This window comes from Alcanivorax limicola (assembly GCF_019931215.1).
Taxonomy (GTDB): Bacteria; Pseudomonadota; Gammaproteobacteria; order Pseudomonadales; family Alcanivoracaceae; genus Isoalcanivorax; species Isoalcanivorax limicola.
Window position 1 is genome coordinate 1,350,636 of sequence record NZ_JAIOUB010000001.1, and the last position, 18,782, is coordinate 1,369,417.

Annotated in this window: 17 protein-coding genes; 14 read left to right on the forward strand and 3 right to left on the reverse strand. The window is 63.3% G+C overall.

Going from position 1 to position 18,782, the window contains the following annotated elements:
• The first annotated feature begins 2 nt into the window (after window positions 1-2).
• The 6 genes from cysW to K8B33_RS06050 all read left to right on the forward strand — a co-directional run bounded on the left by cysW (window position 3) and on the right by K8B33_RS06050 (window position 6,250).
• The gene (cysW, locus tag K8B33_RS06025) at window positions 3-866 is read left to right on the forward strand and encodes a sulfate ABC transporter permease subunit CysW (protein WP_223424416.1); all 864 of its coding nucleotides are present in this window, start codon (window positions 3-5) and stop codon (window positions 864-866) included.
• Window positions 863-1,978 (forward strand): sulfate/molybdate ABC transporter ATP-binding protein, encoded by a 1,116-nt coding sequence (locus K8B33_RS06030; protein ID WP_223424418.1) that lies wholly within the window; start codon window positions 863-865, stop codon window positions 1,976-1,978. Before cysW ends, K8B33_RS06030 begins: the two co-directional genes overlap by 4 nt.
• Before the next feature lie 193 nt (window positions 1,979-2,171).
• Window positions 2,172-3,209: a PhoH family protein gene (locus K8B33_RS06035; RefSeq protein ID WP_223424421.1), complete on the forward strand. Its 1,038-nt coding sequence runs from the start codon at window positions 2,172-2,174 to the stop codon at window positions 3,207-3,209.
• A complete protein-coding gene (gene ybeY / locus K8B33_RS06040; RefSeq protein WP_223424423.1) occupies window positions 3,193-3,756 on the forward strand; it encodes an rRNA maturation RNase YbeY in 564 nt (187 codons plus the stop codon). Before K8B33_RS06035 ends, ybeY begins: the two co-directional genes overlap by 17 nt.
• 2 nt (window positions 3,757-3,758) lie before the next feature.
• Complete coding sequence (locus K8B33_RS06045) at window positions 3,759-4,628, forward strand: HlyC/CorC family transporter (protein WP_223424426.1); 870 nt, start codon at window positions 3,759-3,761, stop codon at window positions 4,626-4,628.
• Window positions 4,629-4,735: 107 nt separating this feature from the next.
• Window positions 4,736-6,250: a hypothetical protein gene (locus K8B33_RS06050; protein WP_223424428.1), complete on the forward strand. Its 1,515-nt coding sequence runs from the start codon at window positions 4,736-4,738 to the stop codon at window positions 6,248-6,250.
• On the opposite strand, the gene K8B33_RS06055 is transcribed toward K8B33_RS06050, so the two are convergent.
• Window positions 6,247-7,653 (reverse strand): tetratricopeptide repeat protein, encoded by a 1,407-nt coding sequence (locus K8B33_RS06055; RefSeq protein ID WP_223424430.1) that lies wholly within the window; start codon window positions 7,651-7,653, stop codon window positions 6,247-6,249. The two genes, K8B33_RS06050 and K8B33_RS06055, sit on opposite strands and share 4 nt — an antisense overlap.
• A gap of 128 nt (window positions 7,654-7,781) precedes the next feature.
• Between K8B33_RS06055 and lnt the strand changes: the two genes are divergently transcribed.
• On the forward strand, window positions 7,782-9,275 hold the full coding sequence (gene lnt, locus K8B33_RS06060) for an apolipoprotein N-acyltransferase (RefSeq protein WP_317846198.1): 1,494 nt from the start codon (window positions 7,782-7,784) through the stop codon (window positions 9,273-9,275).
• On the opposite strand, the gene K8B33_RS06065 is transcribed toward lnt, so the two are convergent.
• Window positions 9,272-9,880 (reverse strand): YdcF family protein, encoded by a 609-nt coding sequence (locus K8B33_RS06065; protein WP_223424434.1) that lies wholly within the window; start codon window positions 9,878-9,880, stop codon window positions 9,272-9,274. The genes lnt and K8B33_RS06065 overlap by 4 nt on opposite strands.
• 201 nt (window positions 9,881-10,081) lie before the next feature.
• Here K8B33_RS06065 and leuS point away from each other — a divergent pair, with 201 nt between their 5' ends.
• The 4 genes from leuS to K8B33_RS06085 all read left to right on the forward strand — a co-directional run bounded on the left by leuS (window position 10,082) and on the right by K8B33_RS06085 (window position 15,071).
• Window positions 10,082-12,526, forward strand: coding sequence for a leucine--tRNA ligase (leuS, locus tag K8B33_RS06070; RefSeq protein WP_223424436.1), 2,445 nt, complete (start codon window positions 10,082-10,084; stop codon window positions 12,524-12,526).
• Complete coding sequence (locus K8B33_RS06075; RefSeq protein ID WP_223424438.1) at window positions 12,523-13,107, forward strand: LPS-assembly lipoprotein LptE; 585 nt, start codon at window positions 12,523-12,525, stop codon at window positions 13,105-13,107. Before leuS ends, K8B33_RS06075 begins: the two co-directional genes overlap by 4 nt.
• Window positions 13,107-14,108 carry a DNA polymerase III subunit delta gene (gene holA, locus K8B33_RS06080; RefSeq protein ID WP_223424440.1) on the forward strand — a complete coding sequence of 334 codons (1,002 nt, stop codon included), beginning with the start codon at window positions 13,107-13,109 and terminating at the stop codon, window positions 14,106-14,108. Before K8B33_RS06075 ends, holA begins: the two co-directional genes overlap by 1 nt.
• A 108-nt stretch (window positions 14,109-14,216) precedes the next feature.
• On the forward strand, window positions 14,217-15,071 hold the full coding sequence (locus K8B33_RS06085; RefSeq protein WP_223424442.1) for a class I SAM-dependent methyltransferase: 855 nt from the start codon (window positions 14,217-14,219) through the stop codon (window positions 15,069-15,071).
• Between the two features lie 21 nt (window positions 15,072-15,092).
• Here the strand turns inward: K8B33_RS06085 and K8B33_RS06090 are convergent, their stop codons facing one another.
• The gene (locus K8B33_RS06090; RefSeq protein WP_223424444.1) at window positions 15,093-16,385 is read right to left on the reverse strand and encodes an alpha/beta fold hydrolase; all 1,293 of its coding nucleotides are present in this window, start codon (window positions 16,383-16,385) and stop codon (window positions 15,093-15,095) included.
• A 243-nt stretch (window positions 16,386-16,628) separates the two neighbouring features.
• Between K8B33_RS06090 and K8B33_RS06095 the strand changes: the two genes are divergently transcribed.
• From K8B33_RS06095 to rsfS, 3 genes are all read left to right on the forward strand, one after another.
• Window positions 16,629-17,885, forward strand: a complete 1,257-nt coding sequence (locus tag K8B33_RS06095) for a glutamate-5-semialdehyde dehydrogenase (protein ID WP_223424511.1) — start codon at window positions 16,629-16,631, stop codon at window positions 17,883-17,885.
• Window positions 17,882-18,565 carry a nicotinate-nucleotide adenylyltransferase gene (gene nadD, locus K8B33_RS06100; RefSeq protein ID WP_223424447.1) on the forward strand — a complete coding sequence of 228 codons (684 nt, stop codon included), beginning with the start codon at window positions 17,882-17,884 and terminating at the stop codon, window positions 18,563-18,565. The genes K8B33_RS06095 and nadD overlap by 4 nt, the downstream gene beginning before the upstream one ends.
• On the forward strand, window positions 18,562-18,782 hold a 221-nt coding region (rsfS, locus tag K8B33_RS06105; RefSeq protein WP_223424450.1), incomplete at its 3' end, for a ribosome silencing factor. The genes nadD and rsfS, both read left to right, overlap by 4 nt.

Sequence of the window (18,782 nt, forward strand, 5' to 3'; positions counted from 1 at the left end):
CCATGCAGACACCCCGTTCCCTGTTGCAGTGGTCCCTGGTACTGCTGGCCCTCGCCCTGACCGTGTTGCTGCTGGTGCTGCCGCTGGTGCTGATTTTCAGCAAGGCGCTGGGCGCAGGCTGGGAGATGGTCGCGCTGAATCTGGCCGACAGCGACATGCGCCATGCCATCTGGCTGACCGTGCTGGCCGCGCTGATCACCGTCCCCGTCAATCTGGTGTTCGGGGTGCTGTTGGCCTGGTGTGTCACCCGCTATGAATTCCGTGGCCGCAAATTTCTGACCACGCTGATCGATATCCCCTTTGCCATGTCGCCCGTGGTCGCCGGCCTCTGCTATCTGGTGATCTATGGCATCGAAAGCCGCCTGGGCGGTTGGCTGTATGATCATGACATTCAATTGATGTTTGCCTGGCCGGGCATTGTCATGGTGACCATCTTCGTGACCTGTCCTTATGTGGCGCGCGTGCTGATTCCCCTGATGGAAAGCCAGGGCAGCGACGAAGAAGAGGCCGCCCTGCTGCTGGGCGCCAGCGGCTTCAAAACCTTCCTGTACGTCACACTGCCGAACATCAAATGGGCGCTCCTGTATGGCGTAGTGATCACCAATGCCCGCGCCGTGGGGGAATTCGGCGCCGTGTCGGTGGTCTCCGGCAGCATTCGCGGGCAAACGCTGACATTGCCGCTGCATGTGGAACTGCTGCATCAGGATTACAACACCGTCGGCGCTTTCACTGCTGCCGCCCTGCTGGCCTCGATGGCCATGCTGACCCTGGTATTGAAGACGATCATGGAGTGGCGCCAGCAGCAGCGCATCACGAACGGCAACGTTGATCACGAGAATGTTGAGAAAGAGGCCCAGCCCCAATGAGCATCACACTGGACAACCTCAGCAAAACCTTCGGCAGCTACCAGGCGCTGGAAGATATTTCCCTGTCATTGACCGGCGGTGAGCTGGTCGGCCTGCTGGGGCCGTCCGGGTCTGGCAAGACAACGCTGCTGCGCATCATCGCCGGTCTGGAAAAGGCCGACACCGGTCGCGTGCTGTTTGACGGTAAAGACGTGACCAACATGCCGGTGCAGCAACGCAAGGTCGGTTTCGTTTTTCAGCAGTATGCGCTGTTCCGCCATATGACGGTGTTCGACAACGTCGGTTTCGGGCTGCGCATGCTGCCACGCCACGAACGCCCCGACCGGGCGGCCCGCAAAGCACGCATCATGGAACTGCTGGAGCTGGTGCAACTGGAACAACTGGCCAAGCGCTATCCGGCGCAACTCTCCGGCGGCCAGCGTCAACGCGTGGCGCTGGCCCGGGCACTGGCGGTCAACCCGTCGGTGTTGCTGCTGGATGAACCCTTTGGTGCGCTGGACGCGAAAGTGCGCAAGGAACTGCGCCGCTGGCTGCGGCGGCTGCATGAGCAGATTCCGGTCACCAGCGTGTTCGTGACCCACGACCAGGAAGAGGCCATGGAAGTGTCTGATCAGGTGGTGGTGATGAGCCAGGGGCGCATCGAGCAGATCGGCGCGCCACGCCAGGTCTATGAAGAGCCCGCCAGCCGCTTCGTGTTCGATTTTCTCGGGCATATCAATGCCCTTGCCGGGCAGTGCAACCTGGCCTGCGCCGACAGTGGCGGTCGCCCGCGCTGGGAAAATGGCGTGGCCTGGCTCGCGCTCCCGGACAGTGGCTGCCCCAGCGGCGAGTTGACCTTCTATATGCGCCCCCATGAAGCGCAACTGGCCCACAGCCCGACGGACAAGGCCCATTTGCCGGTGGTCGTGGAGGAGCTGAGCGTGTTCGGCGCCACCGTCAAACTGGAGCTGGGCGCCGTCGGCTGGCACGCCCACGCCCTGGAGGTGGAGCTGCCACGGGACGACTTCCTGGCACTGGGCATCGAGCGCCGTCAGCAGCTTTTCCTGCGCCCTCTGCGGTTGCAATCGATCACGGCCAACGGCGCGCTGGGGCCGGTCATTGACCCCACTTGACCGGCTGTCCCTGACAGCCTGATCCGTCCTCTGGCCTCCTGGCAGGGTAAGCAGGCGCTCACACCAGCGCCCCTGCCATCCGCCATACTGTCAAACAAGCTGCGCTGCAGGCTTCCGGCGGGCACAGGTTGCGGGTATCCTGCCGGTATTATTATCGTCCATTTTCACAACCCATGGGGTCTGAGACACCGTCTTGAGTACTGAAGTCGCCTCGCGCAAGCTCAATCTTGAGCCCTACGATTCCCGTCGCCTGGCCAACCTGTGTGGCCGGCTGGACGAAAATATCCAGCATATTTCCCGACGTCTCGGCATCGACATCTTCAACCGTGGCAACGAGTTCACTTTTTCCGGTGACGCCTCGGCCGTGGACGCGGCATCGAACGTGATCAGCCTGCTCTATGATCAGGCTGGCGAAGGGCTGGATATCACCCCGGAAATGGTGCACCTGCAACTTCAGGGCACCGGCATCGCCGAAGACAATACCGTGGAGTTTCCGGCCGATGACATGGTGGTTCGCACCAAGCGCACGCGCATTCGCCCGCGCGGCGACCATCAGCGTGATTATGTGCGCAGCATTCGTCGCCACGACATCAACTTCGGCATCGGCCCGGCGGGCACCGGCAAGACCTGGCTGGCCGTGGCCTGTGCCGTGGAATCGCTGGAGCGCGGCGAAGTGCAGCGCATCATGCTCGTGCGCCCGGCGGTGGAAGCCGGCGAAAAGCTGGGCTTTTTGCCCGGCGATCTGGCGGAGAAGATCGACCCCTACCTGCGCCCGCTTTACGACGCCCTCTACGAGATGCTCGGCTTCGAGCAGGTCGCCAAATACATGGAGCGCAGCGTCATCGAAGTGGCGCCGCTGGCCTACATGCGCGGGCGCACCCTGAACAACAGCTTCATCATTCTCGATGAAGGCCAGAACACCACCATGGAACAGATGAAGATGTTCCTCACCCGCATGGGCTTCGGGTCCAAGGCCGTTCTCACCGGTGACATGACCCAGGTGGATCTGCCCCGCCACCAGCGCTCCGGCCTGGTGCATGCACTGGACGTGCTGGATGGCGAAAAAGACATTGGAGTGACCCGCTTCGACAGCCGCGACGTGGTGCGCCATCCGCTGGTGCAACGCATCGTGGAAGCCTACGAGCGCTATGAGCTCGACAACAATCCTGACGACCCGGCCGGGAAGCAGACCGGCAAACAGGTGCCCGGCAAACATGCCCCCGGAAAATAAGCCCGGCGGCACGGCGCAGCCGAGGGTGGCAGTACAGCATGGTACGGACGCGGCCAGCGTGCCGCAGGATGATCTGCTGGTACAGTGGGCCCTGGCTGCCGCTGCCGCGGCCGGCGGCGCACTTCCCCGGCAAACATGGGGAGAAATCACCCTGCGCGTGGTCGACGATGCCGAAAGCCAGGCGCTGAATCTGGCCTACCGGGGCAAAGACGCGCCCACCAATGTATTGTCCTTCCCGTTCGAGATGCCGGAAGGACTGGACGTCCCTGACGACGCACTGATACTCGGAGACATCGCCATCTGTGCCGAGGTGGTCGCCGATGAGGCACGCACCCAGCACAAGACACTGGCGGCACACTGGGCGCACATGGTCGTGCACGGCGTATTGCATCTGCTGGGCTTCGATCATATTGATGCCGCGGATGCCGCCGACATGGAAGCACTGGAAACCGACATTCTCGCGACGCTGGGCTTTGCCGATCCGTATGTGACGGATCTGATGGCAAGCCCGGCCGCACCTTCACCCCCCGCAATGGATAGGGAGTAGTCATGCCGGAAGATCATTCCGACAACCCGGGCCGAAGTTGGCTCGACCGGATCACGCAATTCTTTTCCGGCGAGCCCCGTACTCGTGAAGACCTGACAGAGATGATGCGCGACCTTCGTGATCGCGACATCATTGATGTCGATACCCTGGGCATCATCGAAGGCGCACTGCAAGTCGCCGACATGCAGGTGCGGGAAATCATGATTCCCCGAACACAGATGATCTCGATCCGCGCCACTGCCGACCCCAGGGATTTCCTGCCGGTCATCATCGAGTGTGCGCACTCCCGTTTCCCGGTACTGGGCGACGACCCGGACGAAGTGATCGGCGTGCTGCTGGCCAAGGACCTGTTGCCGCTGGCACTGGACCCGACGCGCATGGAGCGCTTCAGCATCAAGGACCATGTCCGCCAGGCGTTCATCATTCCCGAATCCAAACGGCTGGACTCCCTGTTGCGGGATTTTCGTATCAACCGCAATCACATGGCCATCGTCGTCAACGAGTATGGCGGCATTGCCGGGCTGGTGACGATTGAGGACGTGCTGGAGCAGATTGTCGGCGAGATCGAAGACGAAACCGATGTCGAGGACGACGATTACCTGATCAAGGGAATTAACAAGGATGAGTACACGGTCAAGGCGCTGATCCCCATTGAGGACTTTAATGAGCACTTCGACTCGGAACTCAATGACGAAGAATTTGACACTATCGGCGGTCTGGTGATGCAACAATTTGGCAGACTGCCGGAACGAAACGAGTTTGTGGAGCTGGGGGGCTTCCGATTTACGGTGCTGAACTCGGATGGGCGCACCATCCGCCTGTTGCGGGTCACACCGCTACAGGATGCACCCGTGATGGCCGACGACGGCTGACACGCCATACCGCCCTGCCCCACATACTCGAAAAAAAGGCGGGACCACCCGCCTGTCGGGGCGGCTCCCCACGTTAGCGGGAGCCTGATGCGCTGTGGGGACCCATCATGATTCCGTTACCAGAAAACACTGCACCTGACGAACCCGTCACCGAGACCACTGCCGGTCTGCCCGGCCCGGGCTCCCTGCCGTGGGTGTGTCTGGGCTATCTGCTGATCACGCTGGTCATATTACTCGGCTGGCAACGCGGACAGGAGACCCTGGAAAACGGCCTGCATGAAGCGTATGTCGAAAGCGGCCTGCTGGACATGGAACTGCCCGCCTATGCCTCCTGGTTGCGGCTGCAGGGCAATATCCAGACCGCCTGGGCACTGGAACAGGCGCGGGACGCCGGGGAGACACGCCCCGTGTTCCGCCTGATGGCCTTCGACCGGCAATTCGATGCCGCTCAGCGAACCGAAGCGGACCGGTACTGGAGCGCGGAGCAGGTTCAACGCTGGCGCGGCCTCAAGGATGCCTTTCTCGCTGGCGCGGACGATCTGCCCTGGGTCGCCGCGGGCATGAACGCGACACAGCCGGCACCGGGCAGCTTCCTGTCCTTGCACGGGTTGAGCACGGGCATGATGGGCTGGCTGGTGGGCGCACTGGCGCTGGTCTGGCTGGGCTGGGCGCTGGAAGGCGTGCTGGGGTGGCGTCGCATGCTGGTGCTCTGGCCATTGGCGGCACTGCTTGCCACCGTGGTGACAGCGCTGGTGCTGCGTAGCGGTCAGGCGACCCTGCACAACAGCCAGTATGTCTACGGCGGCCACATCATGGTGTCTGCCGCTGTGGGCATGTATCTCGGCCTGTTCAGGCTGCAGCGATTACGGGTACTGCTGCCCGGACGCCCCCTTGCCAACATGCCCGCCTGGCCGGCATGGGCCTTTCTGCCGGTCTGGTTGCCAGTCCCCTGGGCCGCGGTCGCGGCAGGCCAACACTGGATCGGGGCGCTGGCCGGCTTGCTCGCTGGCGCTGCCATGGTGCAGCTCACTCGCGTGCCCGAGGTGCCGGATATGCGTGACCAGGAGGAGAGCCGACCGGACGCCCTGGCCGAACAGCTGGCACAAGCCTGGGCCGCGCAAGGCACCATGGCCTTCACGGATGCCCGGCGCGGATTCGAGGCCATTGTGGCGGCGGCGCCGGACAATTTTCAGGCGCATTGTGGTCTTTACCAGAATCTCAAGCTGCAACCGCAGCAACCCGCCTTCGCCGAAGAGGCCGCACAACTGCTCAGCCTGTCACTGCCAACGCCGGGCGAACGCCGCCAGCAACATCAGATATGGCGAGAAGCCTCGAGCCTGCTGGGGGCGGCGCTGGTATTGCCGGCAGCCACGCAATGGCAACTGATCCGCCATTTCGCGTCTATCGATGCCCTCAGCGACGCGGAAGCACTGCTCGCGCGGCAGGAAGCCGAGGACGCTTCGGCAGCGTCTGCGGACGGCCCTGAGGCCATCCATGACATCCAGGCAGCCCTGCGGGCGTTGGCTGAAGGTTTCACCCGGCGCGGCAACACCAGCAAGGCACGGCACTATTTGTCCCGGGCGGATATCCGGGGCGCTACCGAGCCGCTCCCCGCGGCCTAGAGACCCACCTCAGCGCGACAGGCGCGGGTCTGTTCGCGGTGGCGCGGTTCGCGAAAACGGTTCTCGAGGAACCGCAGGAAGGGTTCTGCCTTGGCCGGCAAGGTCAGATCCAACGCCAGAATGCGCACCAGCAGCAGGTAGGCATCCGCCAGGCCGTGCCACTCCGGCGCCCGCTTGTGCAGGTCCTGCAACATCCACAAGGCGGTCTTGGGCTGGCCCGCTTCGCGCAGGGCCTGCGCCAGCGAAGCACATAGCGCGGGATCCGCAGGGCGATAATCTTCCTGAATAGCCTGCAACTGGCGCACCACATCGGGCAGGCGGTAACCCTGCCCTGCCTTGATGATTGCCGCCAGCCAGTCCGGCGCCTGCGCCAGCACCTCCTGCTCCCGCCCCAGGGCCTGCAGCAATCGCATGTAATCATCATTCAGCGGTAACGACTCGGGCTGCTTGTCCAGCCGGGTGCGCAGCACACTGAGCACCTTGTCGTAACGTCCTTCGTAAAGCAGCACTTCCTGGCGCCGCACATCCTCGGGACGCCGGGCGCGCATGCGGCGCTCGCGGGCCTGACGCTGCCGGGTGGGCAAATCCAGCACATCCTGATACTGACACGCGAGAAAGCCGAGCAAGGCCACCAGTGTCAGCCAACCTGCGCCAGCGATCACCGTCACTGCCGGTCCGGCCAGCCACGCCGGCAGCATGTCCGCCAGCACCCAGGCCAGCGCCAGCGCGGCCGCCGCCCCGGCGATAATCACCAGCATTGCCAGCAAGCCCGCGCCGCCAAGCAACAGGATCGGCCGCAGAATACCGCGCAGCGCTGCCGACAAGCGCCCCTCACGCAACAGCTCCATCAGCAGTGGCGCACTCAACACCAGCATCACAGCCAGCGCCGCCTGGGCAGGCCAGAAACCGACTACCGGCCCGGCCAGCTGGGCCAGTGCCAGCGGCACCGCCAACAGGGGCAACGCCAGCGCGGCATGTTGCAGTGAAATGCCCAGCGTCGCTGTTTCGCGCAATTCGGATAGCGGCAGCGATTGCAGCCGGCCATTGGCGATCGCCGCCATCATCAACGCGCCGTAATGAATGGGCACCAGAGCGGGCAGCGCCATAAGCGGCCACAGCATCACATTGCCCGCCAGCAAGGCGGCCGGCAAGGCGACCAGCACCAGCACCAGCAACAGCAGCGCCTGCGGATGCGTCGCCTGGCGCAGACACCAGGGCAACATCTGCCAGAAGGGTGTGGCCGCCAGCGGTGACAACAGCGGCTCCACCGGCTTGTTGGACAGCAGACTACGGGTACCGGCATGCTGATCGCCGCCGACACAATCATCACAAAGATGGATGCCGTCCAATGGCGAATACCAGTGCGCACGCGTGCCCGGATGGTACTTGCAAACCTGTTTCATTATGATCCCCCCAAACGCCAGCATTCCGGTCCGTGTGCCACATCGTCTTGCGCGATGGCTTTACGACACACGGCTACCAGGCTGCTCGCGCTTCATTCTCGACTGAATAGCGACCAGGCTCAATGCTGATGCGACTTTTTGCCCTGCTTGCCGGGCTTGTTTATCCCCTTGCCTTCTCACCATTCGGCCTGTGGCCGTTGATGCTGCTGAGTATTGCTGTGGCCTGGCGCACCTTGCAGGGTGCCAGCAGCCGCGAAGCGTCTCTGCGCGGCTGGCTCTACGGCGTCGGTCTGTTCGGCTACGGCGTCTCCTGGGTGCATGTGAGCATGCACGATTACGGCGACACCCCGATGTGGCTCGCCGTGCCGATGACCGGGCTGTTCGCCGCGTTTCTGGCCCTGTTCCCGGCGCTGCTGTTCGGCCTCTGTGCGCGCTTCGGCCGCGCCCCTGCCACCTTGCTGTTTGCCGGCCTGTGGCTGCTGCTGGATGCGCTGCGCGGCTGGCTGCTCACCGGTTTCCCGTGGCTGTACGCGGGCTACGCCATGATCGACACGCCGTTGCGCGGACTGGCCCCGCTGGGCGGCATCTGGCTGGTGACCCTGGCCACCGTGCTCACCGGTGTCGCCCTCGGTACCCTGTTGTTCTGGCAGCGCGAGGACCGCGGCTGGCGCCCGACCGGTCTGCGCGTCATGGCAGCCCCCGCGCTGCTGGCACTGGTTGCCTGGGGCGCGGGCACCGTGACCGAGCCAGGCCGTTTTGTCACCGAGGCTGCGGCGCCCGCCCGCGTCGCCCTGCCCCAGGGCAATATCCCCCAGGACCTGCGCTGGCAAATGACCATGCGCAATGCCACCCGGGATATCTATGCCGACCTTACCGCCACGATACCCGCCGACCACCTGGTGATCTGGCCCGAGTCCGCATTGACGGAATTTTATGACACGGCAGAGGATTTCCTGACCACACAAGGAACGCAGCTGGCACAGCGTGGCGGCGCATTGATTACCGGGATTCCCCGTCGCGAACCGACACCGCTGCGCCTTGAGTATTTCAACAGCATTGCCGTGGTGGGCGGCGGCGAGGGGGTCTATCACAAGCAGAAGCTGGTGCCCTTCGGCGAATATGTACCGCTGCAATCGCTGCTGCGCGGGCTGATTCCGTTCTTTGATCTGCCCATGTCGAGCTTTACCCGCGGCCATCCGGACCAGCCCAACCTGCTGGCCATGGGCCAGGCCGTGTCGCCCTTCATCTGCTACGAAATTCTCTACCCGGAGCTGGTGGCGCGGCGGGCGCACAACAGCAATGTGCTGATCACCGTCAGCAATGATGCCTGGTTCGGGACCTCCGCCGGGCCACACCAGCATTTCCAGATGGCCCGGCTACGCGCGGTGGAAACCGGCCGCTGGCTGCTGCGCGGCACCAACAATGGCATTACCGCAATTGTCGATCCTGACGGCCAGGTAACGGCGCAACTGCCGCAGTTCGAGCGGGGGGTGTTGCTGGGGGAATATGTGCCCATGACCGGGACGACGCCCTATATGCGCCTGGGCGGCTGGCCGGTGTGGTTGCTGGGCGCGCTGCTGTGCCTGAGTGGTCGGCGACGAAAGCCGCTGCCCGAGGTTTAGCGCAGATAACGGAGGTGGTACCAGATCAGCGCCACCCACTCGTAATAGATTTCCGGGATGACTGACAGTGCCCCCGCCGACGGCATCCATTCCGGTGAGGGCATGCGGGAGGCAGACAACGGGACGACTTCCAGCCCGTGATTCTGAAAACACAAGGTCGCCCGGCACAGGTGTGTACGGTCGGTGACCAGCACGATCCGCTGCACGCCGCGTTGCGCCAGTATCTGCGCGGATTTTTCCGCGTTCTCCCAGGTGTTGCGGCTTTCGGTTTCCAGCCAGGGGTCACTGTCCGGCCAGCGCGCCTTGAGCGCCTCGGCCATAACCACCGCCTCAGCCGGCACGCCTTCACCGCGCCGACCGCCACCGCTGATCAGCAATGGCAGCTGCATTTCGTCTGCCACGTGCATGGCAACATCCACGCGACGCAGCCCTGCCGGTGAGACCTGATAGCGACCGCCGCGCTCCGTATGCCCGGCGCCGAGGGTCACCACCGCCTGAGGATTCCCCTCGAAACCGGCACGGGGCATGGGCGGCATGAAACGGCGTACCACGCCGGGCAGGGTCGCCAACACGAACAACAGCGCAAACAGGGTCATGCTGCCCATGGCGCACCCCCTGGTCTGTCGGCCTGATGGGCTGCCTGAGTGGCGGCCTGACGGGCTGGATAGTCGCCGGAATGCCCGGCACCGCTGTCTGCCTGCTGTGCGCTCATGTATCCTATGTTTTTGTTTTTGCCGTGGGCGGGCAGCTGTTGCCGCCAGCCCGGGCAAACTGCCTATCAAAGCCACCAGGATCGAAGAGCCCCGATGGAAGCACAGTATCGTCCCGAACAGATCGAGCGGGAAGCCCAGCAGTACTGGGAAGATCACCAGACCTTCAAGGTAACCGAGGATGGCGGGCGAGAAAAGTTCTACTGCCTGAGCATGTTCCCCTACCCCAGTGGCCGCCTGCACATGGGGCATGTGCGCAATTACACCATCGGTGACGTGATCAGCCGCTATCAGCGCATGCTCGGCAAGAACGTCATGCAACCCATGGGCTGGGATGCCTTTGGTCTGCCGGCAGAAAACGCCGCGCTGAACAATGGCGTGGCGCCCGCCAAGTGGACCTACGAAAACATCGACTACATGCGCGGCCAGTTGCAGCGCCTGGGCTTCGGCTACGACTGGAGCCGCGAGCTGGCCACCTGCACCCCGGAGTATTACCGCTGGGAACAGTGGTTTTTTACCCAGCTGTTCGAGAAGGGTCTGGTGTACCGCAAGATGGCCACCGTGAACTGGGACCCGGTAGACCAGACGGTACTGGCCAATGAGCAGGTCATCGATGGCCGCGGCTGGCGCTCCGGTGCGTTGGTAGAACAGAAAGAAATTCCGCAGTGGTTTATCAAGATCACCGACTACGCCGAAGAACTGCTCAACGACCTGGAGCAGCTGGACGGCTGGCCGGAGCAGGTCAAGACCATGCAACGCAACTGGATCGGCCGCTCCGAAGGCGTAGAGATCGCCTTTGATGTTGAAGGCAGCGACCCTCTGCGCGTCTACACCACGCGCCCGGATACCCTGATGGGCGTCAGCTATGTGGCAGTGGCAGCCGGACATCCGCTGGCGAAACAGGCAGCCACACAATCCAGCGACGTGGCAGCGTTTGTCGAAGAATGTCAGCACAACAAAGTGGCCGAAGCAGAACTGGCCACCATGGAAAAACGCGGCATCGCCACGGGCCTGAATGCCGTGCATCCGATTACCGGCGAACAGGTGCCGGTCTGGGTCGCTAATTTTGTGCTGATGAGCTACGGCACCGGTGCGGTCATGGCCGTGCCCGCGCACGATCAGCGCGACTGGGAGTTCGCCCGCAAATACGGCATCCCCATTCGCCAGGTTATCGCACCGACGGATGGCAGCAGTGTGGACCTGGAAGCCGGCGCCTTTGTCGACAAGGGCGTGCTGGTGAATTCGGAGACCTTTGATGGCCTGTCATCGGCAGACGCCTTCAACGCCATTGCCGCGCATCTCGAACAGGCGGGCAAGGGCGAGCGCAAAGTGAATTACCGGCTGCGCGACTGGGGCGTTTCCCGTCAGCGCTACTGGGGCGCACCGATTCCCATGCTGAACCTGGAAAACGGCGATACCGTGCCGGCCCCCGCCGACACCTTGCCGGTGCGGCTGCCGGAAGATGTCGTCATGGACGGCGTCACCAGCCCGATCAAGGCCGACCCCGCCTGGGCCAAAGCCGACTACAACGGCCAGCCTGCCACACGGGAAACCGACACCTTCGATACCTTCATGGAGTCGAGCTGGTACTACGCCCGCTACTGCAGCCCGCAAAGCAACGACGCCATGCTGGACCCGGACAAGGCCAACTACTGGCTGCCGGTGGATCAGTATGTCGGCGGTATCGAGCACGCCATCCTGCACCTGCTCTACTCGCGTTTTTTCCACAAGTTGCTGCGTGACGCCGGGCTGGTGAACAGCGATGAGCCATTCCGTCAGTTGTTGTGCCAGGGCATGGTGCTCAAGGACGGCGCCAAGATGTCCAAGTCGAAAGGCAATACCGTCGACCCGCAGGCCATGATCCAGCAATACGGCGCCGACACGGTGCGCCTGTTCATGATGTTTGCGGCACCGCCGGAACAGTCGCTGGAGTGGAATGATTCCGGCGTGGAGGGCGCACACCGCTTCCTCAAGCGGCTGTGGCGTCTGGTACAAAGCCATTCGCGCCCGACCAGCGCCCTGGATATCGACGCGTTGCAAGGCGAGGCCCGCGATCTGCGCCGCAAGACACACGAAACCATTGCCAAGGTCAGCGACGATTATGGTCGCCGCCACACCTTCAACACCGCCATTGCCGCCGTGATGGAGCTGAGCAACGACATCGGCCGCTTTACACCAGAGAGCGACAACGACCGCGCCGTGGTGCAGGAAGCACTCGAAGCTGCCGTGTTGTTGCTGGCGCCCATCGTGCCGCATATCTGCCACACCCTGTGGCAGGCGCTGGGGCATGAACAACCGGTGGTGCAGGCGCCCTGGCCCAGCCATGACGAAAATGCCCTGAGCAAAGACACCATCGAGCTGGTCGTACAAATCAACGGCAAGGTACGCGCACGTATTGATGCGCCAGCGGACGCCGACAAGGCGGCGCTGGAACAGCTGGCCATGGGCGCGCCCAATGCCCAGCGTTTTCTTGACGGCATGACCGTGCGCAAGGTTATCGTCGTGCCGGGCAAACTGGTGAACATTGTGGTGAGCGGATGAAGGCACCTCTGATCGCGATCATTGTTGTCACACTGCTGCTGAGCGCCTGCGGTTGGCAACTGCGCAGCGCGCCCCAGTATCTGGCGCTGGAAAGCGTGTCGCTGGACGGCGGCAGCTATGATCTGCGGCGGCGGGTCTCCATTGCACTGGAGGAAAGCGGCGTGCTGGTTCACAACGATTCACCGCGACGGCTGCAACTCACCAATGAAACCTGGGACCGGCGCACCGTTGCGGTTGATGCCCAGGGACGCGCTGCAGAAATCGAGCTGCGCTACGGCTTCAACTGGCAGCTGCGGGAACTGGACGGCGCAGCGGACATCGCGCACACCCCGCGACGCAGAATCAATCTGATCCGAAACTTCAACTTCGATGCGGCCAACGCGACGGCCGCCAGTGATGAAGAGCGCTTCACCCGCCAGGACATGTTCGAGGACGCGACGCTGCAGCTGCTGCGCCAACTGGATGCTGCCAGCCGCCATCTGATCGAGGAACAGGCACTGGACACCGATACGCCAGTGCAACACTACGATGGTGCGCCACCACGTCCCGCTGGCAGTGGTGCCGCAGGCGGGCTGCGCTGATGCAGTTGAAGCCGGAACAACTCAGCCGCCACCTGGGGCAGCAGTTGCTGCCCGCCTACCTGGTGGCCGGCGATGAGCCGTTCCAGCTGGGCGAATGCACCGACCTGATCCGACGCCATGCCCGGGAAAAAGGCTACGCCGAACGCCACCTGTTCAGTAGCGACACCGGCATCGACTGGGACGGTGTCTACAGCGAAGCCCACAGCATGAGCCTGTTCGGTGGCCAGCGGCTGATCGAGATCCGGCTGGGCACCAAGCGCCCGGACAAGGCCGCCAGCGAAACGCTGGTGCAGCTGTGCAAGGAACCGGCCCCGGATACCCTGCTGTTGATCAGCGCCTCCAAACTGGATCGGCGCAAGGACATGAACAGCGCCTGGGTCAAGGCCATCAGCGGCATCGGCGCACTGACCGAAATCTGGCCGGTACAACCGGGCCGCTTGCCACAATGGATCGAAGGCAGACTGCGCCAGGCCGGGCTCAGCGCCACGCCGGATGCCGTTGCCCTGATGTGCGAGCGCAGCGAGGGCAATCTGCTGGCCTGTGCCCAGGAAATCGACAAACTGGCGCTGCTGTTTCCCGGCGGCGCCATCGAGCCCGCCCAGATACAACAGGCCATGGGCAACAGCAGCCGCTTCAGCCCGTTTGATCTGGGGGACGCCATCAGCGCCAGCGATCTGCCGCGCGCCTTGCGCATTATCGACACCCTGCGCAGCGAAGGCGTGGAAATACCGGTGGTGCTCTGGGGCGTCGCCCGGGATGTGCGCGCCATGGCCGCCATGGCGGCCGGTCAGGCCCCCGGCGGCATGCCACCCCAGCGGCTGCGCCAGCTGGAAGGCCTGGCCCGCAAGCTAGGCCAGGACTCGCTGCAGCAGGCGCTCATTCTGGCCGCCCGCGTCGACCAGACATTGAAAGGCATGCAGGGCGGCGACCCCTGGCAGCATCTCACTACGCTGGTCATGCGCCTGTGTGGCAAACCATTGCCGCCGCTGTACGAACGCTGACACAGGGCCACACATCGCCGGATTCTGTTTTGTCCTCAAAGGCCGTGCAACCGGCCCGGCCATGCTGCTAACCTCAACGCTTCGTCTGCATCAGCCGTGATCTCTGCCATGACTCAGAACAAGACCGATACCTCATCCATCAGTTTCACTGCGCTGTATACCGGCCATGTGTGGACAGCGAACGGGCTGTCGGCGCCCAGCTTCCACACGCGCATGGGCAGCTTTTACTACCACGCCCTGGCACCGTTCGAGTATATCGGCGGCAAACTCGCTGGCGGGAATATCCGCACTTTTCTGCTACAACGACATCACCTGATTGATCATCTGGTCAGCCGCGCCATCGAAGACGAAGGCGTGACCCAGGTGCTGGAGATTGCCTGCGGGCTGTCGCCACGGGGCTGTCGCCTGACAGAAAAATATCCGCAACTGAAATACGTGGAGGCGGATCTGCCCGACATGGCGGACCGCAAGCAGCGCCTGCTGGCCCAGGCAGCCGCATTGAGCCCCCAGCATCTGGCGGTGCCGCTGAACGTGTTTTCGCTGCACGGCAACGACTCACTGGAGAGCGTGATTGCGGAGTGTTTTGATGCCGACAAGCCCTTGCTGGTGATTACCGAAGGGCTGGTGAATTATTTTGATCTGGAGACCATCAACGGTTTCTGGGAGAGACTGCGCGTTTGCCTGCAACAGCACAGCGGCGGGATTTATCTGACCGACAATTATCCGCTGCTGCACGATCATCCGTTCCATCGCACCATGACGGTATTGCGCGGCCTGTTGGGCACGGTATCCCGCAGCCGGGTGAGTTTTCATTTCGGCAGTGATGCGGAGGCGCAGCAGCATTTCGAACAGTGCGGCTTTGCCCCGGTCACGGTGCACAATCCGCGGGACTATTACGCCACGCTGCCGATGCCGCAGTCCCGGGGGAATCCATTCGTGAGAGTCATTGAAGCCCGGGCCTGAACAGCCCGGGTTTTACCTGCATCATCCATAGATCTTGCGGACGCCGGCTTTGTCTGCCTTGGGCTCGATGAAATACTGCGGGTCGTTCAGCAAGCCGGCAAACCGCTCTGCCTCGGCGATATTGCCGTGCTTGAACAGGCATCGCAGGTAACCGCCTTCATCATAATCGAACACCAGCAGTTCCAGCTTCATGTCCGGCGACACCAGGTGCAGCGTGCAATCGCGCGAATGCTCGGCGGTGGAAAATCCCGGCTGCTCCAGCTTGACCAGACAACCGAAGAAATTGATGTCCACCACCTTGACGCGCTGATCAAAGCGGAACTGGTCTCCGATCCGCGATTCACTGGTCACACGGCCGCGACTGTTGCACGGCAACAAGCGCTCGCTGCGGCGACGCTCCAGCCGATCATAGGTGCCACGGGGAAAGACATCGACGCCGTCCACTTTTTCCACCGGTGCACCGCGCAGGAACGCAGAAAACAGATCCAGTGACACTTCGCGTTTTTCCAGCTGCGGCAGGTGGTCCGCGCCCTTGATCAACGCAAAAGTGGCATTCGGGCACTTGCTGGCAAAATCTGCGTTTTCCCAAGGCAAGGTGAAGCTGTCGAACTCCCCGGTGGTGACCAGGGTTTCGCATTCCGGGTAACCCAGCAGGCCCTCAACAGACAGCAGGCGCCGGCCGTTAATCTTGTAACGCTCTCGCTCGTTATCGCTCAGCGCTTTCATCTGCCGATAGAACAGGCGGCGCGCCGTCGGCGTGATGCCGGTTTCCCGAATACGGTGATAGTTGACCAGATACAGCACCACCGCCTGGGAGAACTCATCCATGCGCCCTTCTTCCAGCACCCGTACGGATTCTTCCACCAGCATGCGCCAGCTCTTGCGCGGCCGCACCACGATGCCGGCAACGATCATCTTGCCGGTCAGGGCCGGGTATTTGTAGGCGAAGGTGCTGGCAATGGCGGAACCGAGCGACAGGCCCATCAGATGCACCTGCGGCAGTTCCATTCTGGCGACAAATTCATGTAACAGGTCTGCCAGATCTTCCATGCCCAGATGCGGCGCCACCTGGTCGTTGCTGCCCAGAGACGGCAGATCCACCAGGATGACCGGAAAGTCCTCGTAGATACGCTCGACGCAGTACTTATAGGAGGTGAAGTTCTGGAAGGCGCCGCCAATCACCAGCAGCGGTGGCTTGTGCGCAGTCTCGGGGCTGGCAAAGGGCAGATAGTCGATGCGCCATTGTCCCACCCAGAAGTGTCTGGGCACGGCCTTGATGGCCTGCCTGTTGTATTCCTGATAATCGATGAGCATTGTACGGGCCTCCGGAGCTGGCCTCATTGTTGTTATTGTCCACCTCTACGGGTGCTTTGTTCTTTGTTTTCCTGATTTCCTGTTTGCCTCCCAGCGACGCGTTGACATCAGCCACTGGCAGCATCTCATTCTGTGGCATTTCCGGCAGCGCGTAAACCACCGCATGTCGGTATACTGGGCCCACAGTCATACCCCGAACAGCCGGGATCGGACCACGGGAGCACCATGAACAGCAAGCAACAGATCAATGTAGAGCAGTACATGCAGGACCTGGGACAGCGCGCCCGGGCCGCATCACGCCTGGTCGCCAGAGCGACTGCCGGCGGCAAGAACGCCGCATTGCTGGCGATTGCCGCCGCCCTGCGCGCGGACCGGGACGTCATTCTGGCCGCCAATGGCGAGGATATGGCCGCCGGCCGTGACAACGGCCTGGAGCCGTCACTGCTGGACCGCCTGGAACTGACCCCGGCGCGCTTTGACGCCATGCTGGAGGGCCTGGAGCAAGTGGCAGCCCTGCCCGACCCCGTGGGCGGCATAACCGACCTGAATTACCGCCCCAGCGGCATCCAGGTGGGCCGCATGCGCGTTCCCCTGGGCGTCATCGGCATCATTTATGAATCACGCCCCAACGTCACCATCGACGCCGCCGCCCTGTGCCTGAAATCCGGCAATGCGGCCATTCTGCGGGGAGGCTCTGAGGCGATTCGCGCCAATCAGGCCATCGCGGCCTGTATCCGCACTGGCCTCAAGGAAGCGGGCTTGCCCGAAGACGCCGTGCAAGTCATCGAGACGACCGATCGCGCCGCTGTAGGCGCCCTGATCAGCCAGCCTGAATACGTCGACGTGATCGTACCCCGCGGCGGCAAGGGCCTGATCGAGCGCATCAGCCGCGATGCCCGCGTCCCTGTGATCAAGCACCTGGATGGCAACTGCCACGTCTATATCGATGACCAGGCGGACCTGGCCAAGGCCATTCCCGTGGCCATGAACGCCAAGACCCACCGCTATGGCACCTGCAATACCATGGAGAGCCTGCTGGTAGCCGAGGGCATCGCCGCTGAGGTGCTGCCCGCACTGGCCGAGCAGCTGCTCGCCGCCGGGGTGGAACTGCGCGGCTGCGACCGTGCCCGGGCACTGGTGCCCGCGATGCTGGCCGCCACAGAGGCCGACTGGTCAGAAGAATATCTGGCACCCATACTGGCGGTGAAGATCGTCGCCGGGCTGGACGAAGCCATAGCACATATCAATCAGTACAGCTCTGGCCATACGGAAAGCATTATCACCGAGAACTACACCCGCGCCCGCCGCTTCCTCAGCGAAGTCGACTCGGCCTCGGTGATGGTCAACGCCTCGACCCGTTTTGCCGACGGCTTTGAATACGGCCTGGGCGCCGAAATCGGCATCTCCACCGACAAGATCCACGCTCGTGGCCCGGTGGGGCTGGAAGGCCTGACCAGCCAGAAATGGGTGGTGCTGGGTGACGGGCACGTGCGCGAATGACCGTTGCCCACGGCCCGGTCGTCCTGTTTGGCGGTACCTTTGATCCGATCCACCGGGCGCATATCAACGGCGCCCGGGCAATCGCCCGCGCGTTGCGGTGCCCGGTCCATCTGCTCCCCAACGCTGTGCCCCCGCACCGCGATCAGCCACAGGCCGACGGCGAACACCGCCTGGCCATGTTGCGCCTGGCCGTCGCCCGCTACCCGGAGCTGATTGCCGACGACTGGGAACTGCGCCAGGACGGCCCCTCCTGGAGCCTGCGCACCCTGCAGCACTTCCGCAGCGTGGCCGGCGAGCGGCCACTGGTGCTGGTCATCGGCGCCGACAGCCTGGCCACCCTGCACACCTGGCGCCAGTGGCAGGACTACCCTGCCCTGTGTCATCTCGCCGTCTTGCCGCGCCCCGGCGCCCGCAGAGCCCGCGCCGGTGTGCTCGCCACCTTTCCCGAAGGCGATGCAGGCACCCTGTGCCAGACCCCCGCCGGGCGGCGCCTGATGCTCAAACGCCCGTTTCTGGACGTCTCTGCCACCGCCGTGCGTGACGTTCTGGCCCAACGGGGGCACTGCCCGGCACTGCCTGCGGACGTAGAGGCATATATCCACCGCCATCATCTGTATAATGTAGTGCAACGTACCGACAGCACCGCTGACACTTCCTCAACCGACCCAGGGACCGCATGACAGCCAGCACTCCGGATTTACTCGACACCATCATCAACGCCCTTGAAGAACTCAAGGCGCGCAATGTCTCCAGCCTGGATGTGCGCGAGCTCACCAGCATTGCGGACAACATGGTGATCGCCACCGGCACTTCCAGTCGCCACGTCAAGGCCCTGGCCGACAATGTCGCCGAGCAGGCCAAAGCCGCCGGCTACCCGCCCGTGGGCATGGAAGGCCA